Below are 19,535 nucleotides of genomic sequence, written 5' to 3'. Positions count from 1 at the left end.
GCCTCACCGGGGCTCAGCCCCGGTCCAGCCCTGCGAGCAGCCGGTTGGCAATCAGTGCCGCCGGCTGTTCGTCCATATGCAGGTGATGGCCGCCGTCAAGCACCTCAAGCTCCAGCCCGGGGATCAGATCCAGCCAGGGCGCTACCCGTGCCATGCCAATGCCCTGCGTTGCCATCATCAGCCATACCGGCATGCTCAGCCGGCGCACAAAGGCGGTGATCTGCGCCTCGCACAGCCGCACCACAGAGGGCAGCACCAGTGCGCCATCGTGGCGCCACAGCCAGCCTTCAGCGGTTTGCTCCATGCCCCGGGCCAGCAACAGCCGGGCCGCTTCCCGGCTGACCGGCCAGCGGCTGTTCATGCGTGCCGTCACCGCGCTTTCAAAATCCGGATAGCAGCGTGGCCCCCGGCGACGCTGGCGTTTGGCCTTTTCCAGAGCGGCGGCCAGCTGTTCCGGCAGGGTATCGGCGGCATAATCGTGAGGAACCAGACCGTCCAGCAAAAATAGCCGGCTGACCCGCTCGGGAAAGGCGCCGGCGAACAGGGTGGCCACGCTGGCCCCCATGGAATGGCCCAGCAATGCCACCTGTTTCAGCTCAAGGGCGTCCAGCAGGGCCAGCACATCGGCCACATTGTCCCAGATGTAATAGGGCTGGCCCGGCGCCCGGTGATCGGAGCGGCCATGACCGGCCAGATCCGGGGCAATCAGCCGCACACCGGGCAACCGCTGCGCCAGGGGGGTAAAGCTAGCGGCGTTGTCCAGCCAGCCGTGCAGGGCCACCAGGGGGATGCCATTCGGGTCGCCCCACTCCACCACCGCCAGCCGGCGGCCATGCACATCAATATGGAATTCTCTGGGTTTATTCATGCCAGGATTCGGGGTACTTGTAGCCTTCAAAGCGTTTGCTGGCATAGTCCTTGAACGCCTCGCTGTTATAGGCCTCAATCACGTCCTGCACAAAGGCCTTGTCCTTGTCTTCGCTGCGCACCACCACCCAGTTGATAAAATCGTAACTGCGCTCCAGAAAGAGACCTTCGCTGAACGGAATGCCACTGGAGGCGGCGTAGTTGCCGTTGATCACCGAGAAGTCCACATCCTGGCGCGAGCGCGGCAGCTGGGCCGCTTCCAGCATGATGAGCTTAATGCCTTTGGGGTTGTCCGCCACATCAAATTCGCTGGCCTTGAGCGGATCTATGTCTTTTTTCAGGGTGATCCAGCCCATGTCTTCCAGCATCAGCAGGGCCCGGGCCTGATTGGTGGGATCGTTGGGAATGGCGACCGTGCTGCCTTGCTTTACCTGTTCCAGCGAGTCGGCCTTGCCCGCATACAGCCCCATGGGGCCGGTGGGCACCTGGGTGATGGGGCTCAGGGTCAGGCCGCGGCTTTGACTGAAGGTATCCAGGTAGGGCTTGTGCTGAAAACAGTTAACATCCAGTGAGCCTTCTGCCAGGGCCAGGTTGGGCATGACATAATCGGTAAACTCCACCAGTTTGACGCGATAGCCCAGGGCTTCAAGCTGGGGCTTGATCGACTCGGTGACCATGTCGGCGAAGTCACCCACCGTGGTGCCGATAACGATTTCCTTTTTGGCTTCGTCGACCGCCAGCAGGGGAAACGAGCACAATGACAATGCCAGCCACGGCAGGACGCGGGAAAAGCGGGACATGACGACTCCTGTGATTCCTGAATAATGTGTATAACAGACGTTTAGACGTCCATACTATTCGAGCGGATTCAAACAGGCAATGCGTTTACGGTAAAAACGCGAGGCGAATAACAACAAAGAACGCCCCTGACCGTACAGGGGCGGCAAGGCTTACACGCCCCGTTCGTTATTCCAGATGATCACATGCAGCTGAGGCAGCACTCTGGCCGCAAACCAGCCGTCGGCGGTGACCTTGTCCACCAGCCAGCGCAGCCTGGCATTCAGGGCGTCGAGGTCGGTTTCCCGCGCCGGCTCATCGGGGGTGGCCGGCGCCGGGTTGCAGGGTTGCAGGGTAAGCGGCAGGTGCGGGTACCGAGCGGCAAAGTCCCTCGCCCACCGGTAGTCGGCCTCGTCGGCGATCACCAGCTTGAGGGTGACCTGAGTATTGACCCCGGCGGCGGCGAGGCAGGCGTCAAACCGACGTTGGCTGAAAGCCATGCCGGCGGAAGGCGGCTTGGGGCTCAGGGTCAGGTGGTCGAGCCGGGCAAACCAGTCCTGCGCCTTGCTGCCCTGAGTTTCAATGGCAAAGGTATAACCCCTGGCCTGGCCCAGGCTCAGCAGATCCCCCAGGGGCTGCAGCGCCGGATTGCCCCCGGAGAGGGTAATCAACAGCGGGCGGCCGCCGCTCAGCCGCTCCACCTCGGCCAGCACCGCCTCGGCGCTCATCGGGGTCCAGTCGGCCTTGAAGCGGGCTTCTACCGCATACAGGGTGTCGCACCAGCTGCAGCGAAAGTCGCAGCCGCCGGTGCGCACAAACACCGTGGGCACGCCGGTCAGCGCCCCTTCCCCCTGAATGGTGGGGCCAAAGATTTCGCTGATGGCGATCATGGCCGGAACTCCGCCCAGGTCTTGGGGGTTTCCGACACGGCCACGGCGCTCACCTCGGGCCAGTGCTCCCGCGCCCACTCATACAGGTGCCGTGCCAGCCGTTCGGCGGTGGTGCACTCATCCCCCAGCACCTCGTTGAGGTGACGGTGGTCGAGCTGGTCGTCGATATAGTCCTTGAACGCCTTGAGTTCGAGGTAGTCGCGCACGAAGCCGTACTGATCGAGCCGCTCGCTTTGCAGCTCGATCACCACCACATAGTTGTGGCCGTGCAGCCGGGCGCAGGGGTGCCAGTCGGGCATTTGCTTGAGCTGGTGCGAGGCGGAGAAATGAAACTCTTTTTTGATGGTATACATTACTTCACCCTCGCCACCGCATCGCGCCAGTATGCTTCATCTTTATAGGAGGTGGTGTCGGTCACGCCGGCCAGGGCCATGGCCTCGATGCGCTCCACACAGGTGCCGCAGCGGCCACAGTGAATGTCCCCCCCTTCGTAGCAGGACCAGGTGTCGGCCACCGGTACCTGAAAACGGGCCGCATCCCGGGCAATCTCGGTCTTGTCGGCATCGACATAGGGCGCCAGCAACGCCACCTCGGCCACGCCGTCCAGGGCCCGGGCCTGCATTTCGCCAAACAGGCGAATAAAGTCGGGACGACAGTCAGGGTAGATAAAGTGATCGCCGCCGTGCACCGCCAGCGCCACGGTATCGAGGCCTCGGGCGGCGGCCACGCCAAAGGCGATGGTGAGCATGATGGCGTTGCGGTTAGGCACCACGGTCACCTTCATGTTTTCTTCGCTGTAGTGGCCGTGGGGCACGTCGATGTCGTCGGTCAGTGCCGAGCCGGAGAGCTGACGACCGATATGACCGATGTCCATCACCAGATGAGGCACATTGAGACGTTCGGCACACAAGTGAGCGGCGTCGATTTCTTTTTTGTGGCGCTGGCCGTAATCAAAGGTCAGCAGGGCGCCAAGGGCGTTGTTCGCCGCCAGCCGGTAGGCGAGCGTGACGGAGTCGAATCCGCCGGAGCAGATCAGCAGTGCTTTCATAGATTGTGTCCTTGTTTTGTCCGGGTAGGCTGCGACCGGGTTAAAAGCGGAGGCCATTTTAACGGCCCGCTAACACATGTCTAGTTTTATTCGAAGATAGTTTCAATGGGCGCCAAAAACAGAAAAGGGCGCCGAGGCGCCCTTTGAATCCAATGCAAGGATTAGTGCTTGGCCTGTTCTGCCAGGTACAACCAGGTGTCGATGACGGTGTCCGGGTTCAGGGACACGGAATCAATGCCCTGCTCCACCAGCCAGGCGGCAAAGTCGGCGTGATCCGACGGCCCCTGGCCGCAGATGCCCACGTACTTGCCGGCCTTGCGGGCGGCCTGAATGGCCATGGCCAGCAGGGTTTTCACCGCCTCGTCGCGCTCATCAAAGGAGCCCGCCACCAGGCCGGAGTCCCGATCCAGCCCCAGAGTGAGCTGAGTCATGTCGTTGGAGCCGATGGAGAAGCCGTCAAAGTGAGCCAGGAACTTGTCCGCCAGCAGGGCGTTGGACGGCAGCTCGCACATCATGATCACCTTGAGGCCGTTTTCGCCACGCTTGAGGCCGTTCTCACCGAGAATGTCGATAACGGACGCGGCTTCGTTCAGGGTGCGCACAAAGGGAATCATGATCTCGACGTTGGTCAGGCCCATCTCGCCCCGCACCCGCTTCATCGCCTCGCATTCCATGGCAAAGCAGTCCTGGAAATCGTTGGAGATGTAACGGGACGCACCGCGGAAGCCCAGCATGGGGTTTTCCTCGTCCGGCTCGTAGGCGTCGCCGCCGAGCAGGTTGGCGTATTCGTTCGACTTGAAGTCGGACATGCGCACGATCACTCGCTCCGGCCAGAAGGCGGCAGCCAAGGTGGCGATGCCTTCGGTCAGCTTGGCCACGAAGAACTCCCGCGGGCTGTCGTAGCCGGCGATGATCTCATCGATCTTGAGCTTGAGCTCGGGGCTTTGAGTGTCGTAGTTGAGCAGCGCCTTGGGGTGCACGCCGATCATGCGGTTGATGATAAACTCCAGCCGCGCCAGGCCTACGCCGGCGTTGGGCAATTGTGCAAAGTCAAAGGCCCGGTCCGGGTTGCCCACGTTCATCATCACCTTTACCGGCGAGGCAGGCATGGAGCCGACTTCCGAGGTGTTGACGCTGAAGTCCAGCTTGCCGTCATAGATGTAGCCGGTATCGCCCTCGGCACAGGATACGGTCACCTGCTGGCCGTCCTGCACCAGCTCGGTGGCGTTGCCGCAGCCCACCACGGCGGGAATGCCAAGCTCACGGGCAATAATAGCGGCATGACAGGTACGTCCACCCCGGTTGGTGACGATGGCGGCGGCCCGCTTCATGATCGGTTCCCAGTCTGGATCGGTCATGTCGGTCACCAGCACGTCGCCGGCCTTGATTTCGTCCATCTGATCGATGGAGTCGATGACCTTGGCGGTACCGGCACCAATCTTGTGGCCGATGGCCCGGCCTTCGGCAATGACCTCGCCTTTCTGGCTCAGGGCAAAGCGCTCCAGCACATTGGCGTCCTGGCGGCTGCGCACGGTTTCCGGGCGAGCCTGCACGATGTAAAGCTTGCCGTCTACACCGTCCTTGGCCCACTCGATGTCCATGGGGCGGCCGTAGTGCTTTTCGATGATCATGGCCTGCTTGGACAGCTCCATCACCTCGTCGTTGGACAGCGAGAACTGACGGCGCTCTTCCCGGCTGGTTTCCTTGATATCCACCTGCTTGCCCAGCTCCTGGGCATTGGCGTAGATCATTTTCTGCAGCTTGGAACCCAGGGTCTTGCGCACCACCGCCGGACGGCCGGCTTTCAGGGTGGGCTTGTGCACGTAGAATTCGTCCGGGTTAACCGCACCCTGCACCACCATTTCACCCAGGCCCCAGGCGGACGTCACGAACACCACCTGATCAAAGCCGGACTCGGTGTCCAGGGTAAACATCACGCCCGAGGACGCGATGTCGGAACGTACCATGCGCTGAATGCCTGCCGACAGTGCCACGCCCTTGTGGTCGTAGCCCTGGTGCACCCGGTAGGAAATGGCACGGTCGTTGAACAGGGAGGCAAACACGTGCTTGACGGCTTCCCGCACCGCATCCAGGCCGCGCACGTTGAGGAAGGTTTCCTGCTGGCCGGCAAAAGAGGCGTCGGGCATGTCTTCGGCGGTAGCCGAGGAGCGCACCGCAAAGGAGGCTTCATCACCGGCCTTGCCGGCGAGATCTTCATAAGACTCGCGAATGGCCGCCTCCAGCTCGGGCTGGAAGGGGGTGTCAATCACCCACTGGCGAATGGTCTTGCCGGCCTCGCCGAGGGCGGCGATGTTGTCCACGTCGAGCTTGTCGAGCAGATCGTGAATACGATCGTTCAACCCGCTCTGCTCGAGAAATTCGTTAAAGGCAAAGGCGGTGGTCGCAAAGCCACCGGGTACCGATACTCCGGCGCCGGCCAGCTGACTGATCATTTCGCCCAGTGAGGCATTCTTGCCGCCAACCCGGTCCACGTCGTTCATACCGAGCTGTTCGTACCAAATCACATATTCCTGCACTGCCACGTCTCCACAAAAGTTGTTTCGGGATATCCGTATCTCTTGATTTCGGTGTGAAGGCAGGCCACCTGATGTTGTTATTGTGTGGTGCGCCCGCACTGGAAATGATTCTACAATGGCGCCGAAAAGCGGGTAAACGCCCCGCCCGCTTCAATACTCGAAAGTGAGATCTGGAGGCCCTGTGCACACGGTTTTTTATGTTTCTGATGGGACGGCGATCACAGCCGAAGTGTTCGGCCATGCCGTGCTGAGTCAGTTTCCCCTGCCCTTTGAGCAACTTACCTTTCCCTTTGTGGAAGACAAGGAAAAGGCCCGGGCGGTGCGGGAACGCATCAACAACAGCTTTCACCAGAGCGGCAAGCGCCCCCTGGTGTTTCACACTATTGTCGACGACGAGCTGCGCAGCATCATCACCGGCAGCGAGGCCATGTGCTACGACTTTCTCAACACCTTTGTGGCCCCCATTGAACAGCAGCTGGGGGTCAAGGCCGAGCCCCGCGCCCACCGCTCCCACAGCATCGCCAACAAGCACAACTATGATCTGCGCATCGATGCGGTGAACTACGCCCTCGACAACGACGACGGCGTGACCACCAAGGAATATGACGAGGCCGACATCATACTGGTGGGCGTGTCCCGCTGCGGCAAGACCCCCACCAGCCTCTATCTGGCGCTGCAGTTCGGCATTCGCGTGGCCAACTATCCCTTTATCGATCAGGACATGAAGCAGATGAACCTGCCCGCCGCGCTCAAGGCCAACCGGCACAAGCTGTTCGGACTCACCATAGACGCCAACCGGCTGCAGGAAATTCGCCAGCGCCGCCGGGCAGACAGCCGCTATGCCGACATTGATCAGTGCCGGTTCGAGCTGGGCCAGGTGGAGCGACTGTTTCGCATGGAAGCCATTCCCTTTATCGACACTACATTTCACTCGGTGGAAGAGATCTCGGTGAAGATCCTGGAGCGCACCGGCATACGTCGCAAAATTTACTAATACAGTATCAACAACAAGACAGAACAAAAAACTGCGAGCCGGAGCGCGATACACTCGACAAATATGAACAAAATATTGATTTGGTGTTTACAAAAATGTATACATTGATCCCCGTGATTAACCACGGGGTCAACCACCCCTGAAGTTGGACACAAAATGAGTCAACCGGCTCGTACACTGCGGTGTGGTTCTGTCAGCCTTAATATAACCAGATAACGATGGCGGACAGTGAACAACAACTTACTTGAGCAACCCTCAGGGACTTATTGCAATGAAACACAGCCAAAGCAAATCGGTATTCGATTACTACGGCAAACCGTCTTTCGGTAAAGCGCTGCCGCTCTCCTTCCAGCATATCCTGGCAATGATCATGGGCGCAGTGACGCCGCCGCTCATCGTGGCGGGTGTGGCCGGTGCCAACGCCCAGGAAACCATGATGCTGGTGCAAATCGCCCTGCTGTTCTCGGGTCTGTCCACCCTGCTGCAGTTGTTCCCCGTCGGCCGTTTCGGCGCCGGCGTGCCCACCATTTTTGGTGTGGGCTTCGCCTATGTCCCTTCCCTGATCGCCATTGGCAGCGTCTATGGCCTGCCCGGCATCTTCGGCGCCCAGATCGCCGGTGGTATCGCCATGCTGGTGGTGGGTCTGTTCATCAAGCAAATTCGTCACCTGTTTCCGCCCGTGGTCGCCGGCACCGTGGTGCTGGTGATCGGCCTGTCCCTGTATGACATCGCCATCAAGTACATGGCCGGCAGCGGCAATGTGGCCGCCGAGGGCTTTGGCAGCGCGCAAAACTGGCTGGTGGGCATCACCACCCTGGCCGTGGTGCTGCTGTGTTCCCAGTTCGGCAAGGGCTACCTGCGCCTGGCCGCCATTATTGTCGGCATTCTGGTGGGCTACGCCATCTCCTTCTTCTTTGGCATGGTGGACTTCAGCAAGCTGGACGCCGCCCCCTGGGTGATGATTCCCACGCCCTTTGCCGTGGGCATTGAGTTCCACACTTCCGCGGTGATCTCCATGGTGGTGATCTGTATCGTCAACTCGGTACAAACCATTGGTGATCTGTCCGCCACTACCGTGGGCGGCATGAACCGGGAGCTGGAAGACAAGGAGCTGTCCGGCGGCCTGCTCGGCAACGGCCTGTGCACCCTGGTTGGCTCCATCTTTGGTGGCCTGCCCACCGCCTCCTTCAGCCAGAATGTGGGCATTGTGGCCATGACCAAGGTGATCAGCCGTTACGTGCTGGGCATTGCCGCCGTGTTCCTGGTTATTGCCGGTCTGCTGCCCAAGTTTGGTGCCGCCATGACCACCATTCCCTACCCGGTGCTGGGTGGTGCCACCATTATCGTGTTCGGCATGATCACCATGACCGGTATTCAGCTGCTGGTGAAAGACGAGCTGTCTTCCCGCAACGTCACCATAGTGGCCCTGGCCGTGGCCCTGGCCATGGGCATTAATGCCGTGCCCGAAGCCATTGCCCAGCTGGGTGACACCGCCCGCATGCTGATCGGCTCACCGGTAATAGTGGCGGCTTCCGTGGCCTTTATTCTGAACATGCTGCTGCCGAGAAAGTCGCTGCAGGACGAAGCCCGCGAGCGTGAGGAAATCGAACGCCAGATGAACCAGGGCTCGGAACAGTCCGACGACAACACCCAACTGCGCGAAGCCAACGCCAGCCATTGAAAGGGTAAGCCCTCGGGCAAGGATGAACATCCACAGTGATAAAAAAGCCGGTCTTGCGACCGGCTTTTTTGTCTGACACAAAGTGCAGACCGCCCGCAGGCTGAGGCCCGGACGTTTGCCGCTTTCGAGGTGTTAACGCGGCTTCGGTTAAGGCAGTCCGGTGACGATTACAACAGGCAGGCGTCAGCTGCACAGGCTTGCCATGTACGCGCATATGCCACACTATATTTCCCGGCCGGCTCCTCGCGGGTAGCAACCCCCGGCTTCTGTGCCGGGGCAGACGCTTCGGCTACCTATTCCTCCACATGCCGTGGGGATACGGCGTCACACCATTCTTGTCATATACGGATATACGGAGAAGAAGCATGCCTGTTGAAAACGTGGTCACCCTTGAAAAGTCCGAACCGGTATCACGCACCTCGGGGCCAAAAACAAACCCCAAATCCGGCGAGCCGTTTGCCAGCAATGTGACCTATTTTGATCACAGCTCGGGCAATTTCAAGGCGGGAACCTGGGACTGTACCGCCGGCAGTTGGGAACATAACCACCCCAAACTCGAGTTCTGTCATATCGTCGAAGGCAGCGTCAAGATCATCGAGGAAGACAGCGGTGTGACCCATGTGTACAACAAGGGCGACTCCTTTGTTGTGCCCAAGGGGACCCGTGTTACCTGGGTGGTCGAAGAATACGCCAAAAAAATCTTTGTCTCCGCGGCCCATCTTGACGGTCTGTGAGCCACACCCCCGGCGCCGAGTGAATTGAGCTAACGTCATCGGGTCATGTTGCGCTGCCCCCTCAGCGCCAAAAGACAGCCCCAGAAAACGCGGCCTAAAAATAAACAGGCGACAACTATCTTGAAAGACGCCTGAAAGAGTGAGGGGGGATGCTCTTCACCCCTCACCGATTCCTTGATGAAGTAACCGCTTATTTCAGCTTCCAGACCGTCATTTCGGCCAGGGTGTGCTGAAACTTGCGTCGGGTTTCCCGAATCACAAAGGGAATGTCCTGCCGGGCCACCAGCTCAAAGCGCTCGCCCAGCTCCCGCTTCAGGCCGTCCAGGGTGGTAAAGTTCTCGCCGTTGACCTTGATGCCACCCAGCCACTTGGCCCTGGGAGTATAGGTATCCAGCCAGGTATAGGGCGAGGTCAGCACCAGGCAGCCACCGGCGTTGAGGCGCGCATGCACCTGAGCCAGAAAGGCCGCCGGATCGTACAGCCGGTCTATCAGATTACCGCAGAAAATGAGGTCGTAGCCGGTAAATTGGGGCTTAAGATTGTGTGCATCACCCTGTACAAATTCGATGCGGCTCGCCACGCCGGCATAGCCCATTTGTTCGAGGCCGGCTTCCCTGAATTCCACCAGCTCGCCCTCGGTGGGAATGGCAAAGCGGGTCTGGCCGCTTTCCTGCAGCTGAACGCCATGCTGAATAAAGCGGGCGGAAAAGTCGATGCCATCCACCCGGTCGAAATGACGCGCCAGCTCAAAGCTGGCGCGTCCCACCGAGCAGCCCAGATCCAGCGCCCTGCCCCGGTGCACATCGGGCAGGTGGGCCAACAGTGCATTGACGCAGGCCACCGGGTAATTGGCCACGCCGAAGTAGCCGTCGCCATAGTGAAATTCCAGGTACTGGGCCACCAGCTCGTCGGTTTCATAGGTGTTTACGGGTTCCACGGGGACCTCGGGGTTGTCGGATTCAATATAACGAAAGCCGGCATGCTGAAAAAAATGCCGGCGAAAGGCATAGCGGGAATAACGGGTGGCCTCATTGCCGGTGGAGATCCAGGAGCCGCCCTTGAACAGGTTGTGCCGGTTGTCAAAGGTGGGGGTGGAAAAGTCGTCATACAAAGGGTGCACCTCAAAACCGGGAAAGCCGTCGATGGGGGTTTCGGTCCATTGCCAGACGTTGCCGGTAATATCAAAGATGCCATCCTGCTCAAAGCGGTTCACCGGGCAGGACGAGGCGTAATGCTCCAGGTTGAGGTTGCCCGGCGCCCGCGTCCAGTCGGTCTGATCCACGTCGATGCGATTGCGCAGCAGGGTCCACTCCGCCTCGGTGGGCAGGCGAATGTGAGTGCCGGTTTGCGTCGCCTTCCAGTGACAGAAGGCCTTGGCCTCGAGGTAGTTCACCTCCACCGGCCAGTCCAGCGGCAGCGGCACTTCTTCCAGCAGGTTACGCTGCCAGTATGCGCCGTTACGCTCAAGCCAGAAGCGGGGCATGCGGGCCTGAGTAAAGCCCAGCCACTGGCGCCCTTCCTCGGTCCAGTATTCGGGTTTTTGGTAACCACAGGCGCGCACAAACTCAAGGTATTCGCCGTTGGACACCAGGAATTGCGAGACCCGGTAGGGCTGCACCTCCACGGTCTTGCTGCCGTACTCGTTGTCCCAGCCATAGGTGGCCGCCGAGGCCGGTTTACCCAGGGTGATGGTGTCGCCGTCCACCGGCAGCAGGGCGTTTTGCGGTGCCGGGCCGGTGTCGCCGCAGGCCGTCCACAACGGGTGGACGTTCAGCTGCGTCAGCGGCAGCATGCGCATGATCACCGAGGAGGTTTCCAGATGAATGCGCTCGTGCTCAATACCCATCAGCACCATCCAGGCGGCGCTGTCGGGCCTGATTGGCAAGGTCAAGGGCATGTTGCTGATAAAGGCATCCACGGTCTCGCGCACCCGCTTGCGGTAGTCCCGAGTGTGGGCCAGGCCGGGCCAGTCGTAGTGGGCGTCGTTGAGATCGTCCCAGGACATTTCGTCCACGCCAATGGCAAACATGGACTCCAGCCGCTCGTCGATGCGCGCCGGCAGGTATTTGCCCAGCACCAGCTTGTTGATAAAAAACACCGCGGTGTGGCCAAAATAGAAAATCAGCGGGTGGCGCAGCGGCTCGGGACGGGAATAATAGGCCTGCTCGGTGGCGATGCAGTCAAACAGCGCCTCATAAAGGCTGAAGGTATGGTGAAAATAACGGCGGATTTCTTCCCGCTTTTGCCCCGGCTCTGTGCCGGTAAGCAGCGGGGTTCGAGTGACGGCGTCTGCCAAGGTGCGCATAAACATGTCCCTGTTCACATTTTTTGATTACGTTACCTTGACGCAGGGAAAATGAGAAGGCCGGGATGTCTGGGTCAAGGGCATTTTACGGCGCCCGGGGTTGTGCTATAACCAATCCCCTCTCAACACAGCTACAGGAAGTAACATGTCTCACGCCGATACTCAGTTCGACAACGTCTCCGTGGTCAAGCAGGCCAATGTCTACCACGACGGCAAGGTCACCAGCCGGGTGGTGAAGTTTGCCGATGGCAGCCACAAGACCCTGGGCATCATGCTGCCGGGTGAATACACCTTTGGTACCGATGCCGCCGAGCTGATGGAAATCACCGCCGGCGATCTGGAAGTTCAGCTGCCGGGCAGCGATCAGTGGCAGCGTATTCAGGGCGGCCAGTCCTTTGAGGTGCCCGCCAATGCCAGCTTCAACCTCAAAATCCACAGCCTGGTGGACTACTGCTGCTCCTACTTCAAGTAAGCGGCGAGGCGGCGGGAAACCGCCGCCACTTGGAATAAATATGCACCAAAATGCCTGCTTTTGGCCTTACACCCTAAATAAAACCACTTTTTCCGATAAAAAATTCACCTAACGCTTTCCTTCTCCTTGCGCCTTCCGTTCGCCTTGTTTACAGTCCGCCCCTCGTTTTGTTGTGGCCGCACCGGGCCAATGCCGTACAGGAACCCGCTTCAATGGAAAGTCCGCATATCAGTTCGCTGATCCCCATTTTTCTGACCCTGCTGCTCTCGCTCACCACCCGTAACGTGGTTATCGGCCTGTTTGCCGGCGTGCTCAGCGGCGTGCTCATGCTCAACGACTGGCTGCATCCCCTCGATACCTTTGGCATTCTGGTCAAGGATCACCTGGTGGCCCAGCTTACCGACAGTTATAACGCCGGCGTGCTGGTACTGCTGGTGTTTATCGGCGGCTTTGTGGCGCTGATGGAACAGTCCGGCGGCGGCCAGGCCTTTGCCCGCCGGGTTACCCACTGGGTCAGCAGCAAGTGCCGGGCCCAGTTGTCCGCCTGGCTGGGCGGCATCGTTATCTTTTTCTCGGATCTGGGCACGCCGCTGATCGTCGGCCCGGTATTCCGGCCGTTGTTTGACAAGCTGAAGGTGTCCCGCCAGAAGCTGGCCTTTATCATCGACTCCACCGCCTCGCCGGTGGCCATACTGGTGCCTTTTATCGGCTGGGGCGTATACATCATGGGCCTGCTGCAAAAGGAATTTACCGCCCTTGAGCTGGATCTGAGCGACTGGCAGGCCTTTATTGCCGCCATACCGTTTCAGTTTTACGCCGTGCTGGCGGTCACCCTGGTGCCGCTGATCGCGCTGAGAAAGCTGGACTTCGGCCCCATGGCCGAGGCCGAGCGCGCCGCCCTGCGCGGGGAAATTGCCGCCGGCCCCCTGCATGAACTGCAGCCCTTTACCCACGACAATGCCCGCGCCAGCTTTGTCTGGGCGCCGCTGCTGGTAATGGGGGCGGTGTTGCTGGCCATGCTGGGGCCGCTCGGCTTTCCCTTTGAAAAGATATCGGGATCGGTATTCCGTGCCGCCCTGTCCACCGCCTACTTCTCCGCCGCCGCCACCCTGATCGTGCTGATGGCAGTGCATGGCGTGCGCCGGGTCAGCGATGGCATTGCCGTCTACCTCAAGGGCATGGGCAACATGATGCAGGTGGCCATTGTGCTTATCCTGGCCTGGACCCTGAGCAGCGTAGGCAAGGAACTGGGCGCCGCCGCCTACATCGCCGAGCAGGCCCAGGCCGGTTTCCCTGCCTGGCTGGTGCCGGCGGTGGCATTTTTGCTGTCGGCCATCATCTCCTTTGCCACCGGCTCGTCCTGGGGCACCTTCGCCATCATGCTGCCGCTGGTGATTCCCACCGCCATCGCCATCGACGCGCCGCTCTATGCCTGCATCGGTGCCGTGCTGTCGGGGGGCCTGTTTGGCGATCACTGCTCGCCGATTTCGGAAACCACCATATTGTCGTCCACCGGCTCGGGCTGTGATCAGTTTGAACACTTCCGCACCCAGCTGCCCTACGCCCTGCTCAACGGCGGCATTGCCCTGAGCGGCTTCGTGCTCGCCGGGTTCAGTGCCAGCCCGCTGATCCTCGCCGGAGCCATTGTCGTTCAGCTGCTGCTGGTGACCCTGCTGGCCCGGCGCCAGCGGCAGCTGCAGGCCCAGCCGGCCTGAACCTCGGGGCCGGTCAGCCGGCCGCGTCGTCATGCGGCCGCACGCTGAGCCGGTTGCGCCCCTGCTCCTTGGCCCGATACAGCGCCCGATCCGCCTCCCCCACCAGGGTTTCAAAGCGCGCATCCGGGCGTGGCACACAGGCCGCCACGCCCAGGCTCAGGGTCACCCGGCCATGCACCGACTGCCGGTGGGGAATATTCAGCTCCCGCACCGTCGTCAGTAACTGTTCGGCCACCTGCCGGGCCTGCTCCCTGCTCAGCCCCGGCAGCAAGACAATAAACTCCTCGCCGCCATAGCGGGCCACCATGTCGCCTTCCCGGTGCAGCCGCCCGGCCAGCGCCTGGGCCACCCGGTGCAGGCACTCGTCGCCGCACTGATGACCGTATTCATCGTTGTATCGCTTGAAGTCGTCCACATCCCCCATGATCAATGCCAGCGAGCGCTTCTCGCGCTGGGCCCGCCGCCATTCGGCCTGAAAATGCCGGTCAAAACAGCGCCGGTTGGCAATCTGGGTGAGCTCGTCCAACTCGCTCAGGCGATGCAGCGACAGGTTCATCTGTTGCAGTTCACGGTTGGCCAGGGCCAGTTTTTGCTCCGCACTTTGCCGGGCCCGCACAAAGGCCTCAAAAGTCCCTCCCATACGGCTGATTTCATCATCGCCGTCGATGGGAATGGGCGGCCCCTCCCCCTGCCAGTGGGCCTGCATGGCCCGGCTGAGACGATTGATGCGCTGAATAATGACCCGGCGAATGTAAAACAGGGCCCCCAGGGTGATCAGCACCAGCACCAGTGACGCGGACAACAGCCCCGCCAGGGAACGGTGCATCAGTGCCTTTTGTTGCTGCAGGGCCTCCCCGGCCGATACTTTGAGCCGCTGGTGATAACCAAAGGTGGCGCTGGTGAGCTTCTGCGCCAGCACGCGAGTTTGTCGCGCCGTGGCCAGGGTGGCGCGGCCATGGCGCAGCAGCGGTGAACGGCTGGCAAAGACGTCCGGCAGCTCCTGGGCGAGCTGCTCCCGCAGGGTAATAAAGTCGGGATGGGTGAGTGGCAATGCCATCATTTCCTGCATTTGCTGACGGCAATAGCGGGTCAGCCGGGCGATATGGCCGGGACGCTCGGCACTGAGGGCGGCGGCGGCGTAACCCAGCCCCGCCAGGGCCTGGCCGACAAAACGCCGCTCTGCCCCCGGCAAGGCCTCGCCCTGCTCCAGCGTCGACACCCGCTGCAGCAACAGGAACAGCATGTCCACCCGCTGAAACTGGGTCGCCTGCAGCTCCTGCTCGGCGCGCAGGCGCTCGTTGAGGCGATCCAGGCTGCTGAAAAACGGCGTCTGCCAGCGATCCAGGGCCTGGGTATCGGCCTCAGACAACGGTTCCAACCGTTTGCGGGTGGCCTGGTAAATCTGGGCCAGGTTATCCACCCGGCGGTTGCCGGCACTGATGGATCTGTCATTGCCCACCAGCAGCTCATAGACCTCGGCGGCGATGGACTCCGCATCCCGGGTCAGCTCGGCGGCGATCATGGCGCGTTCGAAATGGCTGCCCAGGGTTCCCACCAGTACGGTGTACTGGTGATAGATCACATAGGCAAACAGCGACGCCGACAACAGATAAAGGCTGAAGACCAGCATGATCACCAGGCTGAGGCGCCGCCCCAGGCTCTGGTGCACCCTGCCCTTTCGAGTCCGGCTCACGGGGGCGGCCGCTTACCGAAACAGGGGCGCATACAGCAGCCCCCCTCTGGACCAGGGCTGGTTCAGTCCCGGTGCCACGTTGACCGGCGTGCCCGGCCCGAAGTGGCGCTGATAAATTTCACTGTAATTACCCACACTGCGAATGGCCTGGTAAGCCCAGTCGGCGGGCAACCCCAGCCTCTCCCCTACATTGCCGCTCACTCCCAGCAGGTTCTGCACTTCGGTGTCGGTGCTCTGGCGGCGCACCGCCTCCACACTGGCCTGGGTGATGCCCTTGTCATCGGCCAGGATCAGCGCGTGCACCACGGAGCGGATCACCCGCACCCAGCGGTCATCATCATTTCTGACCATGGGGCTGATGGGCTCCCGAGAGAGCAGTTCGGGTAAAATGTAATACTCATCGGGGTTGTCGGCCCGGTGCGCCCGGTTGATGGCCAGGTTGATGCGGTCGGCGGTGTAGGCGTCACAGTGCCCCCGAAAAAAACTGTCGCCATTGGAAAATAGCACCTGGGCATGGATCTGATCCCGTTCCATCAGGCTGAGCAGGTGGCTATGGGTAGTGGTGTTTTCGGTCACGCAAATGGTTTTGCCCTGAAGATCCGCCAGCGCGGTGATGCCCGAGCCCCGTCGCACCATCAGCCCCTGGCCGTCAAAGAGATAGATGGCGGGAAAGGCCACCCGGTAATGATCTTCCCGCCCCAGGGTCCAGGTGGCGCTGTACATCACCACATCGCTGCGCCTGTGTTCCAGGGTGGAAAAACGGCTGGTGGCATCCACCTCCACAAACTGCACTCGGGTTGGGTCGCCAAACAGGGCGGCGGCGGTGGCTCGGCAAAAGTCGACATAAAAACCGCGCCAGACGCCGTTTTCGTCAATGGCGCTGCGTCCGGGATCATCGGGAAAGACCCCGCACCGAATGTCACCATGATTCATCACCTGGGGCAGGGTCTCGGCCCGAGCCGACAGGCCGGTCAGCATAAAGGCAAGCAATAGCAGTGCAATAAGCGGGTTACCCCGTCGTTGAGCCGGCATATTCACATCCTTGTCGTCGATTTTCCGTTGCTGTCAGCATGTACCATTTTGACCGTATTGGCATAATGACATTGCCATTCGGCACCTAATCTGTCCATTTTTTAATCATAGCGTTCACCCTTGATGGCCGAGCCCGGCCCGGCCATCAACGACTATTCTGATGATAGGTTGTTAACCCGAGGAGCGGCCCATGCTCATTACCCTTTCGGTCCGGCTGGAGTCCGGCATGTATGCCCATCACGACTGGGGCTGCGAACTGGACATTGATGATCAGGCCTCGCTGCATGATCTGCATCTCGCCATTCAGCAGGCGGTACACTTTGACAACGATCACCTCTATGCCTTTTTTATTTCCCGCAAGACGCAGGGCGCCGAGCGCCAGCTGTTCGATGGCGAAGAATTCTCCCACGGCGCCAGCATTGCCTCGCTCTTTCCGCTGCCCGCCGGCAAAAAACTGTTCTACTGGTTCGACTTTGGTGACGACTGGATTTTTCAGGTGGGCAAATCCCGCAAGCGCCCGAAAGACGCCGGCCCCGATGCGCCTTACCCTCGCGTCAGTGGTGAAAGCGGCACTCGTCCGGTGCAATACGAAGGCTATGACCCCCATGCCGAACCCGAATGGTAAGTGGCTGACGGCACTGCTGCTGTGGCTGCTGGCCGCCCCCCTGGCAGTAGCAGACTACACCGTACAGACCCTGGCCACCGGCCTGCATCATCCCTGGGGGCTGGTGGAGCTGCCCGACGGCCGCCTGCTGGTCAGCGAGCGCCGGGGCCAGCTGTTGCGGCTTGGACCCGACGGCGAACGGCACAGTCTGTCCGGCCTGCCGCCCATCGCCGCCGGCGGCCAGGGCGGGCTGCTCGATCTGGCCCTGCACCCCGACTTTGAACGCAACGGGTGGCTCTATTTCAGTTTCAGCCAGCCCGGCCCGGGTGGGGCCGGCACCGCCGTGGCCCGGGCCAGACTGACGGCTGACGGGCTTAAAGACGTTGAGCTGGTGTTTGTGCAGCACCCCAAAACCCACGGCCGCGCCCATTTTGGCTCCCGGCTGGCCTTTGATGCCGACGGCTTTCTGTTTATCACCACCGGCGACCGCTACCACAGCCGGCATCAGGCACAGCGGCTGGACAATCACCTCGGCAAGATCATTCGCCTGCACGACGACGGCGGCGTGCCCGCCGACAATCCCTTTGTGAACAGGCCCGGTGCCCTGCCCGAAATCTGGAGCCTGGGCCATCGCAATGTGCAGGGTGCCGCCATCCATCCCGGCACCGGGGTACTGTGGATTAATGAACACGGCCCCCAGGGGGGCGACGAGGTCAACCGCATTCGCAGGGGCGCCAACTATGGCTGGCCGGTGGTGACCTTTGGCGAGGAATACGGCGGCGGCGTTATCGGCGAAGGCAACCGCAAGGCGGGCATGGAAGACCCGCTCTGGGTGTGGGTACCCTCCATCGCGCCTTCGGGCATGCTGTTTTACACCGGTGACGCCTTTCCCGGCTGGCGCGGCAATCTGTTTGTGGGCGCCCTGGCCAAGCGCCGTTTGGTGCGGCTGGCACTGAAAGGTGAGCGGGTGATGAGCGAGCACCATCTGCTGCAGGAGCGGGATTGGCGTATTCGCGCCCTGGCCCAGGCCACCGACGGCGGTATTCTGGTGCTGACCGACGCGCCCGACGGCCGTTTGCTCAAGCTGGTGCCGGCCGCAGCCAAGGGCTGATTTTGCCGCCGAAATGGGGTAACCTGTAACAACTGTACTTTATTTAAGTTACTTTTGTGAACAATAAGGAAGCAATATGAGCGACAAGATCTGGAACGTCTACCTCTCCGGCGAAATCCACACCGACTGGCGCGAGCAAATCATCGCCGGCTGTGAAGCCAAGGGCCTGAAGGTACGCTTCAGCTCCGCCGTGACCGATCACGACGCCAGCGACATGGTGGGCGTGAACATTCTGGGCAGCGAGGAAGACAACTTCTGGCGTGACCGCAAAGCCTCCGGCATTAACAGCATTCGTACCTCCACCCACATTCGCGAAGCGGATTTGGTGGTGGTGCGTTTCGGCCCCAAATACAAGCAATGGAATGCCGCCTTTGACGCCGGCTTTGCCGTGGCATCCGGTGTGCCCATCATCACCCTGCACGACGCCGAGCACGATCACCCGCTGAAGGAAGTGGACGAAGCCGCCAAGGCCACCTGCCGTCACCCGGAACAGGTGGTGGAGATCCTGGCCTACCTGATGTCCTGAACCGACACACCCCATTAAGCCTTAAAAAACGGAGCCTTGTGGCTCCGTTTTTGCATTGCTGTGCCGGTTTCTGTCGGCCGGTGACCGTTCGTTCCTTGGCCACCACAGGTTCTGTTTTACACTGGGGGCGAACATCACTGAACAGGTTAAGTCTTCATGAATGCCCGCCTCCTTCCCCTGCTGCTGACCCTGACCACGCCGCTGATGGCCGCCGAGCCGGTCTCTGAGGACGCGAACAGGCGAGGTCCGGTCTGGGTAGATGTACGCAGCGCCGAGGAATATCAGCAGGATCACTTGCCGGGGGCGGTGCTCATTCCCCACACCCACATCGCCCGGGGGGTGACCGAACGCTTTCCCAACCGCGAGACCCGCATCAACCTTTACGGTCAGGATGGCCGGCGTTCGCGCATGGCCATGGAAGCCCTGCAGGCACTGGGCTACCACAGGGTAGAGGACTTTGGCAGCCTGAGTGCACTGCGGGGCTCGGCGCCGCCCGCCCCTTCGCCCCGGCTGCAACCCGCCGGTCACACCCTGCCGGCCCGATAAGCA

Annotated in this window: 18 protein-coding genes; 9 read left to right on the top strand and 9 right to left on the bottom strand. The window is 61.0% G+C overall.

The genetic code is table 11. The features are described from left to right. Positions 1 to 13 precede the first annotated feature (13 nt). The 6 genes from B6S08_RS00375 to ppsA all read right to left on the bottom strand — a co-directional run bounded on the left by B6S08_RS00375 (position 14) and on the right by ppsA (position 6,119). Complete coding sequence (locus B6S08_RS00375) at positions 14 to 868, bottom strand: alpha/beta fold hydrolase (protein WP_094198808.1); 855 nt, start codon at positions 866 to 868, stop codon at positions 14 to 16. After that, positions 861 to 1,667 carry a MetQ/NlpA family ABC transporter substrate-binding protein gene (locus B6S08_RS00370; RefSeq protein ID WP_094198807.1) on the bottom strand — a complete coding sequence of 269 codons (807 nt, stop codon included), beginning with the start codon at positions 1,665 to 1,667 and terminating at the stop codon, positions 861 to 863. Before B6S08_RS00370 ends, B6S08_RS00375 begins: the two co-directional genes overlap by 8 nt. A 150-nt stretch (positions 1,668 to 1,817) precedes the next feature. Then, on the bottom strand, positions 1,818 to 2,534 hold the full coding sequence (gene queE, locus B6S08_RS00365) for a 7-carboxy-7-deazaguanine synthase QueE (RefSeq protein WP_094198806.1): 717 nt from the start codon (positions 2,532 to 2,534) through the stop codon (positions 1,818 to 1,820). Then, the gene (queD, locus tag B6S08_RS00360) at positions 2,531 to 2,887 is read right to left on the bottom strand and encodes a 6-carboxytetrahydropterin synthase QueD (protein ID WP_094198805.1); all 357 of its coding nucleotides are present in this window, start codon (positions 2,885 to 2,887) and stop codon (positions 2,531 to 2,533) included. Before queD ends, queE begins: the two co-directional genes overlap by 4 nt. Then, positions 2,887 to 3,582 carry a 7-cyano-7-deazaguanine synthase QueC gene (gene queC, locus B6S08_RS00355; protein ID WP_094198804.1) on the bottom strand — a complete coding sequence of 232 codons (696 nt, stop codon included), beginning with the start codon at positions 3,580 to 3,582 and terminating at the stop codon, positions 2,887 to 2,889. The genes queD and queC overlap by 1 nt, the downstream gene beginning before the upstream one ends. Before the next feature lie 161 nt (positions 3,583 to 3,743). Continuing rightward, complete coding sequence (gene ppsA, locus B6S08_RS00350) at positions 3,744 to 6,119, bottom strand: phosphoenolpyruvate synthase (protein WP_094198803.1); 2,376 nt, start codon at positions 6,117 to 6,119, stop codon at positions 3,744 to 3,746. Positions 6,120 to 6,300: 181 nt separating this feature from the next. On the opposite strand from ppsA, the gene ppsR reads away from it, so the two are divergent. From ppsR to B6S08_RS00335, 3 genes are all read left to right on the top strand, one after another. After that, positions 6,301 to 7,113, top strand: a complete 813-nt coding sequence (gene ppsR / locus B6S08_RS00345; RefSeq protein WP_094198802.1) for a posphoenolpyruvate synthetase regulatory kinase/phosphorylase PpsR — start codon at positions 6,301 to 6,303, stop codon at positions 7,111 to 7,113. Between the two features lie 271 nt (positions 7,114 to 7,384). Continuing rightward, on the top strand, positions 7,385 to 8,794 hold the full coding sequence (locus B6S08_RS00340; protein WP_094198801.1) for a uracil-xanthine permease family protein: 1,410 nt from the start codon (positions 7,385 to 7,387) through the stop codon (positions 8,792 to 8,794). Positions 8,795 to 9,159: 365 nt separating this feature from the next. Next, entirely contained in the window at positions 9,160 to 9,528 is a 369-nt protein-coding gene (locus tag B6S08_RS00335; RefSeq protein ID WP_165662274.1) for a cupin domain-containing protein, read from the top strand. A 190-nt stretch (positions 9,529 to 9,718) separates the two neighbouring features. On the opposite strand, the gene ovoA is transcribed toward B6S08_RS00335, so the two are convergent. Further along, positions 9,719 to 11,839, bottom strand: coding sequence for a 5-histidylcysteine sulfoxide synthase (gene ovoA, locus B6S08_RS00330; protein ID WP_094198799.1), 2,121 nt, complete (start codon positions 11,837 to 11,839; stop codon positions 9,719 to 9,721). 139 nt (positions 11,840 to 11,978) lie between these two features. Here ovoA and ppnP point away from each other — a divergent pair, with 139 nt between their 5' ends. Both ppnP and B6S08_RS00320 read left to right on the top strand, forming a co-directional pair. After that, a complete protein-coding gene (gene ppnP, locus B6S08_RS00325; protein ID WP_094198798.1) occupies positions 11,979 to 12,305 on the top strand; it encodes a pyrimidine/purine nucleoside phosphorylase in 327 nt (108 codons plus the stop codon). 212 nt (positions 12,306 to 12,517) lie between these two features. After that, positions 12,518 to 14,020, top strand: coding sequence for a Na+/H+ antiporter NhaC family protein (locus B6S08_RS00320; RefSeq protein WP_094198797.1), 1,503 nt, complete (start codon positions 12,518 to 12,520; stop codon positions 14,018 to 14,020). Between the two features lie 13 nt (positions 14,021 to 14,033). Here B6S08_RS00320 and B6S08_RS00315 read toward each other — a convergent pair whose 3' ends face one another. Together B6S08_RS00315 and B6S08_RS00310 are read right to left on the bottom strand one after the other, a co-directional pair. Further along, the gene (locus B6S08_RS00315; RefSeq protein ID WP_245849779.1) at positions 14,034 to 15,713 is read right to left on the bottom strand and encodes a GGDEF domain-containing protein; all 1,680 of its coding nucleotides are present in this window, start codon (positions 15,711 to 15,713) and stop codon (positions 14,034 to 14,036) included. Positions 15,714 to 15,725: 12 nt separating this feature from the next. After that, positions 15,726 to 16,745 carry an amino acid ABC transporter substrate-binding protein gene (locus B6S08_RS00310; protein WP_094198796.1) on the bottom strand — a complete coding sequence of 340 codons (1,020 nt, stop codon included), beginning with the start codon at positions 16,743 to 16,745 and terminating at the stop codon, positions 15,726 to 15,728. A 190-nt stretch (positions 16,746 to 16,935) separates the two neighbouring features. Here B6S08_RS00310 and B6S08_RS00305 point away from each other — a divergent pair, with 190 nt between their 5' ends. The 4 genes from B6S08_RS00305 to B6S08_RS00290 all read left to right on the top strand — a co-directional run bounded on the left by B6S08_RS00305 (position 16,936) and on the right by B6S08_RS00290 (position 19,532). Beyond that, entirely contained in the window at positions 16,936 to 17,370 is a 435-nt protein-coding gene (locus B6S08_RS00305; RefSeq protein ID WP_094198795.1) for an IS1096 element passenger TnpR family protein, read from the top strand. Beyond that, positions 17,351 to 18,460 (top strand): PQQ-dependent sugar dehydrogenase, encoded by a 1,110-nt coding sequence (locus B6S08_RS00300; RefSeq protein WP_094198794.1) that lies wholly within the window; start codon positions 17,351 to 17,353, stop codon positions 18,458 to 18,460. The genes B6S08_RS00305 and B6S08_RS00300 overlap by 20 nt, the downstream gene beginning before the upstream one ends. A gap of 76 nt (positions 18,461 to 18,536) precedes the next feature. Continuing rightward, positions 18,537 to 18,986 (top strand): YtoQ family protein, encoded by a 450-nt coding sequence (locus tag B6S08_RS00295; RefSeq protein ID WP_094198793.1) that lies wholly within the window; start codon positions 18,537 to 18,539, stop codon positions 18,984 to 18,986. A 156-nt stretch (positions 18,987 to 19,142) separates the two neighbouring features. Continuing rightward, positions 19,143 to 19,532, top strand: a complete 390-nt coding sequence (locus B6S08_RS00290) for a rhodanese-like domain-containing protein (RefSeq protein ID WP_094198792.1) — start codon at positions 19,143 to 19,145, stop codon at positions 19,530 to 19,532. Positions 19,533 to 19,535 lie beyond the last annotated feature (3 nt).

This window comes from Oceanimonas doudoroffii (assembly GCF_002242685.1).
GTDB classification, from domain to species: domain Bacteria; phylum Pseudomonadota; class Gammaproteobacteria; order Enterobacterales; family Aeromonadaceae; genus Oceanimonas; species Oceanimonas doudoroffii.
Note: the sequence above shows the minus strand (reverse complement) of the source record. Positions and strands in the feature narration are given on the sequence as shown.

Excerpts from the sequence above, each read along its gene's own strand:
- B6S08_RS00370 (WP_094198807.1), bottom strand. The coding sequence starts at position 1,667 with ATGTCCCGCTTTTCCCGCGTCCTGCCGTGGCTGGCATTGTCATTGTGC.
- B6S08_RS00300 (WP_094198794.1), top strand. The coding sequence starts at position 17,351 with ATGCCGAACCCGAATGGTAAGTGGCTGACGGCACTGCTGCTGTGGCTG.
- B6S08_RS00305 (WP_094198795.1), top strand. The coding sequence starts at position 16,936 with ATGCTCATTACCCTTTCGGTCCGGCTGGAGTCCGGCATGTATGCCCAT.
- queD (WP_094198805.1), bottom strand. The coding sequence starts at position 2,887 with ATGTATACCATCAAAAAAGAGTTTCATTTCTCCGCCTCGCACCAGCTC.
- B6S08_RS00290 (WP_094198792.1), top strand. The coding sequence starts at position 19,143 with ATGAATGCCCGCCTCCTTCCCCTGCTGCTGACCCTGACCACGCCGCTG.
- ovoA (WP_094198799.1), bottom strand. The coding sequence starts at position 11,839 with ATGTTTATGCGCACCTTGGCAGACGCCGTCACTCGAACCCCGCTGCTT.
- B6S08_RS00340 (WP_094198801.1), top strand. The coding sequence starts at position 7,385 with ATGAAACACAGCCAAAGCAAATCGGTATTCGATTACTACGGCAAACCG.
- queC (WP_094198804.1), bottom strand. The coding sequence starts at position 3,582 with ATGAAAGCACTGCTGATCTGCTCCGGCGGATTCGACTCCGTCACGCTC.
- B6S08_RS00375 (WP_094198808.1), bottom strand. The coding sequence starts at position 868 with ATGAATAAACCCAGAGAATTCCATATTGATGTGCATGGCCGCCGGCTG.
- B6S08_RS00295 (WP_094198793.1), top strand. The coding sequence starts at position 18,537 with ATGAGCGACAAGATCTGGAACGTCTACCTCTCCGGCGAAATCCACACC.
- B6S08_RS00320 (WP_094198797.1), top strand. The coding sequence starts at position 12,518 with ATGGAAAGTCCGCATATCAGTTCGCTGATCCCCATTTTTCTGACCCTG.
- queE (WP_094198806.1), bottom strand. The coding sequence starts at position 2,534 with ATGATCGCCATCAGCGAAATCTTTGGCCCCACCATTCAGGGGGAAGGG.
- B6S08_RS00335 (WP_165662274.1), top strand. The coding sequence starts at position 9,160 with ATGCCTGTTGAAAACGTGGTCACCCTTGAAAAGTCCGAACCGGTATCA.
- ppnP (WP_094198798.1), top strand. The coding sequence starts at position 11,979 with ATGTCTCACGCCGATACTCAGTTCGACAACGTCTCCGTGGTCAAGCAG.
- B6S08_RS00310 (WP_094198796.1), bottom strand. The coding sequence starts at position 16,745 with ATGCCGGCTCAACGACGGGGTAACCCGCTTATTGCACTGCTATTGCTT.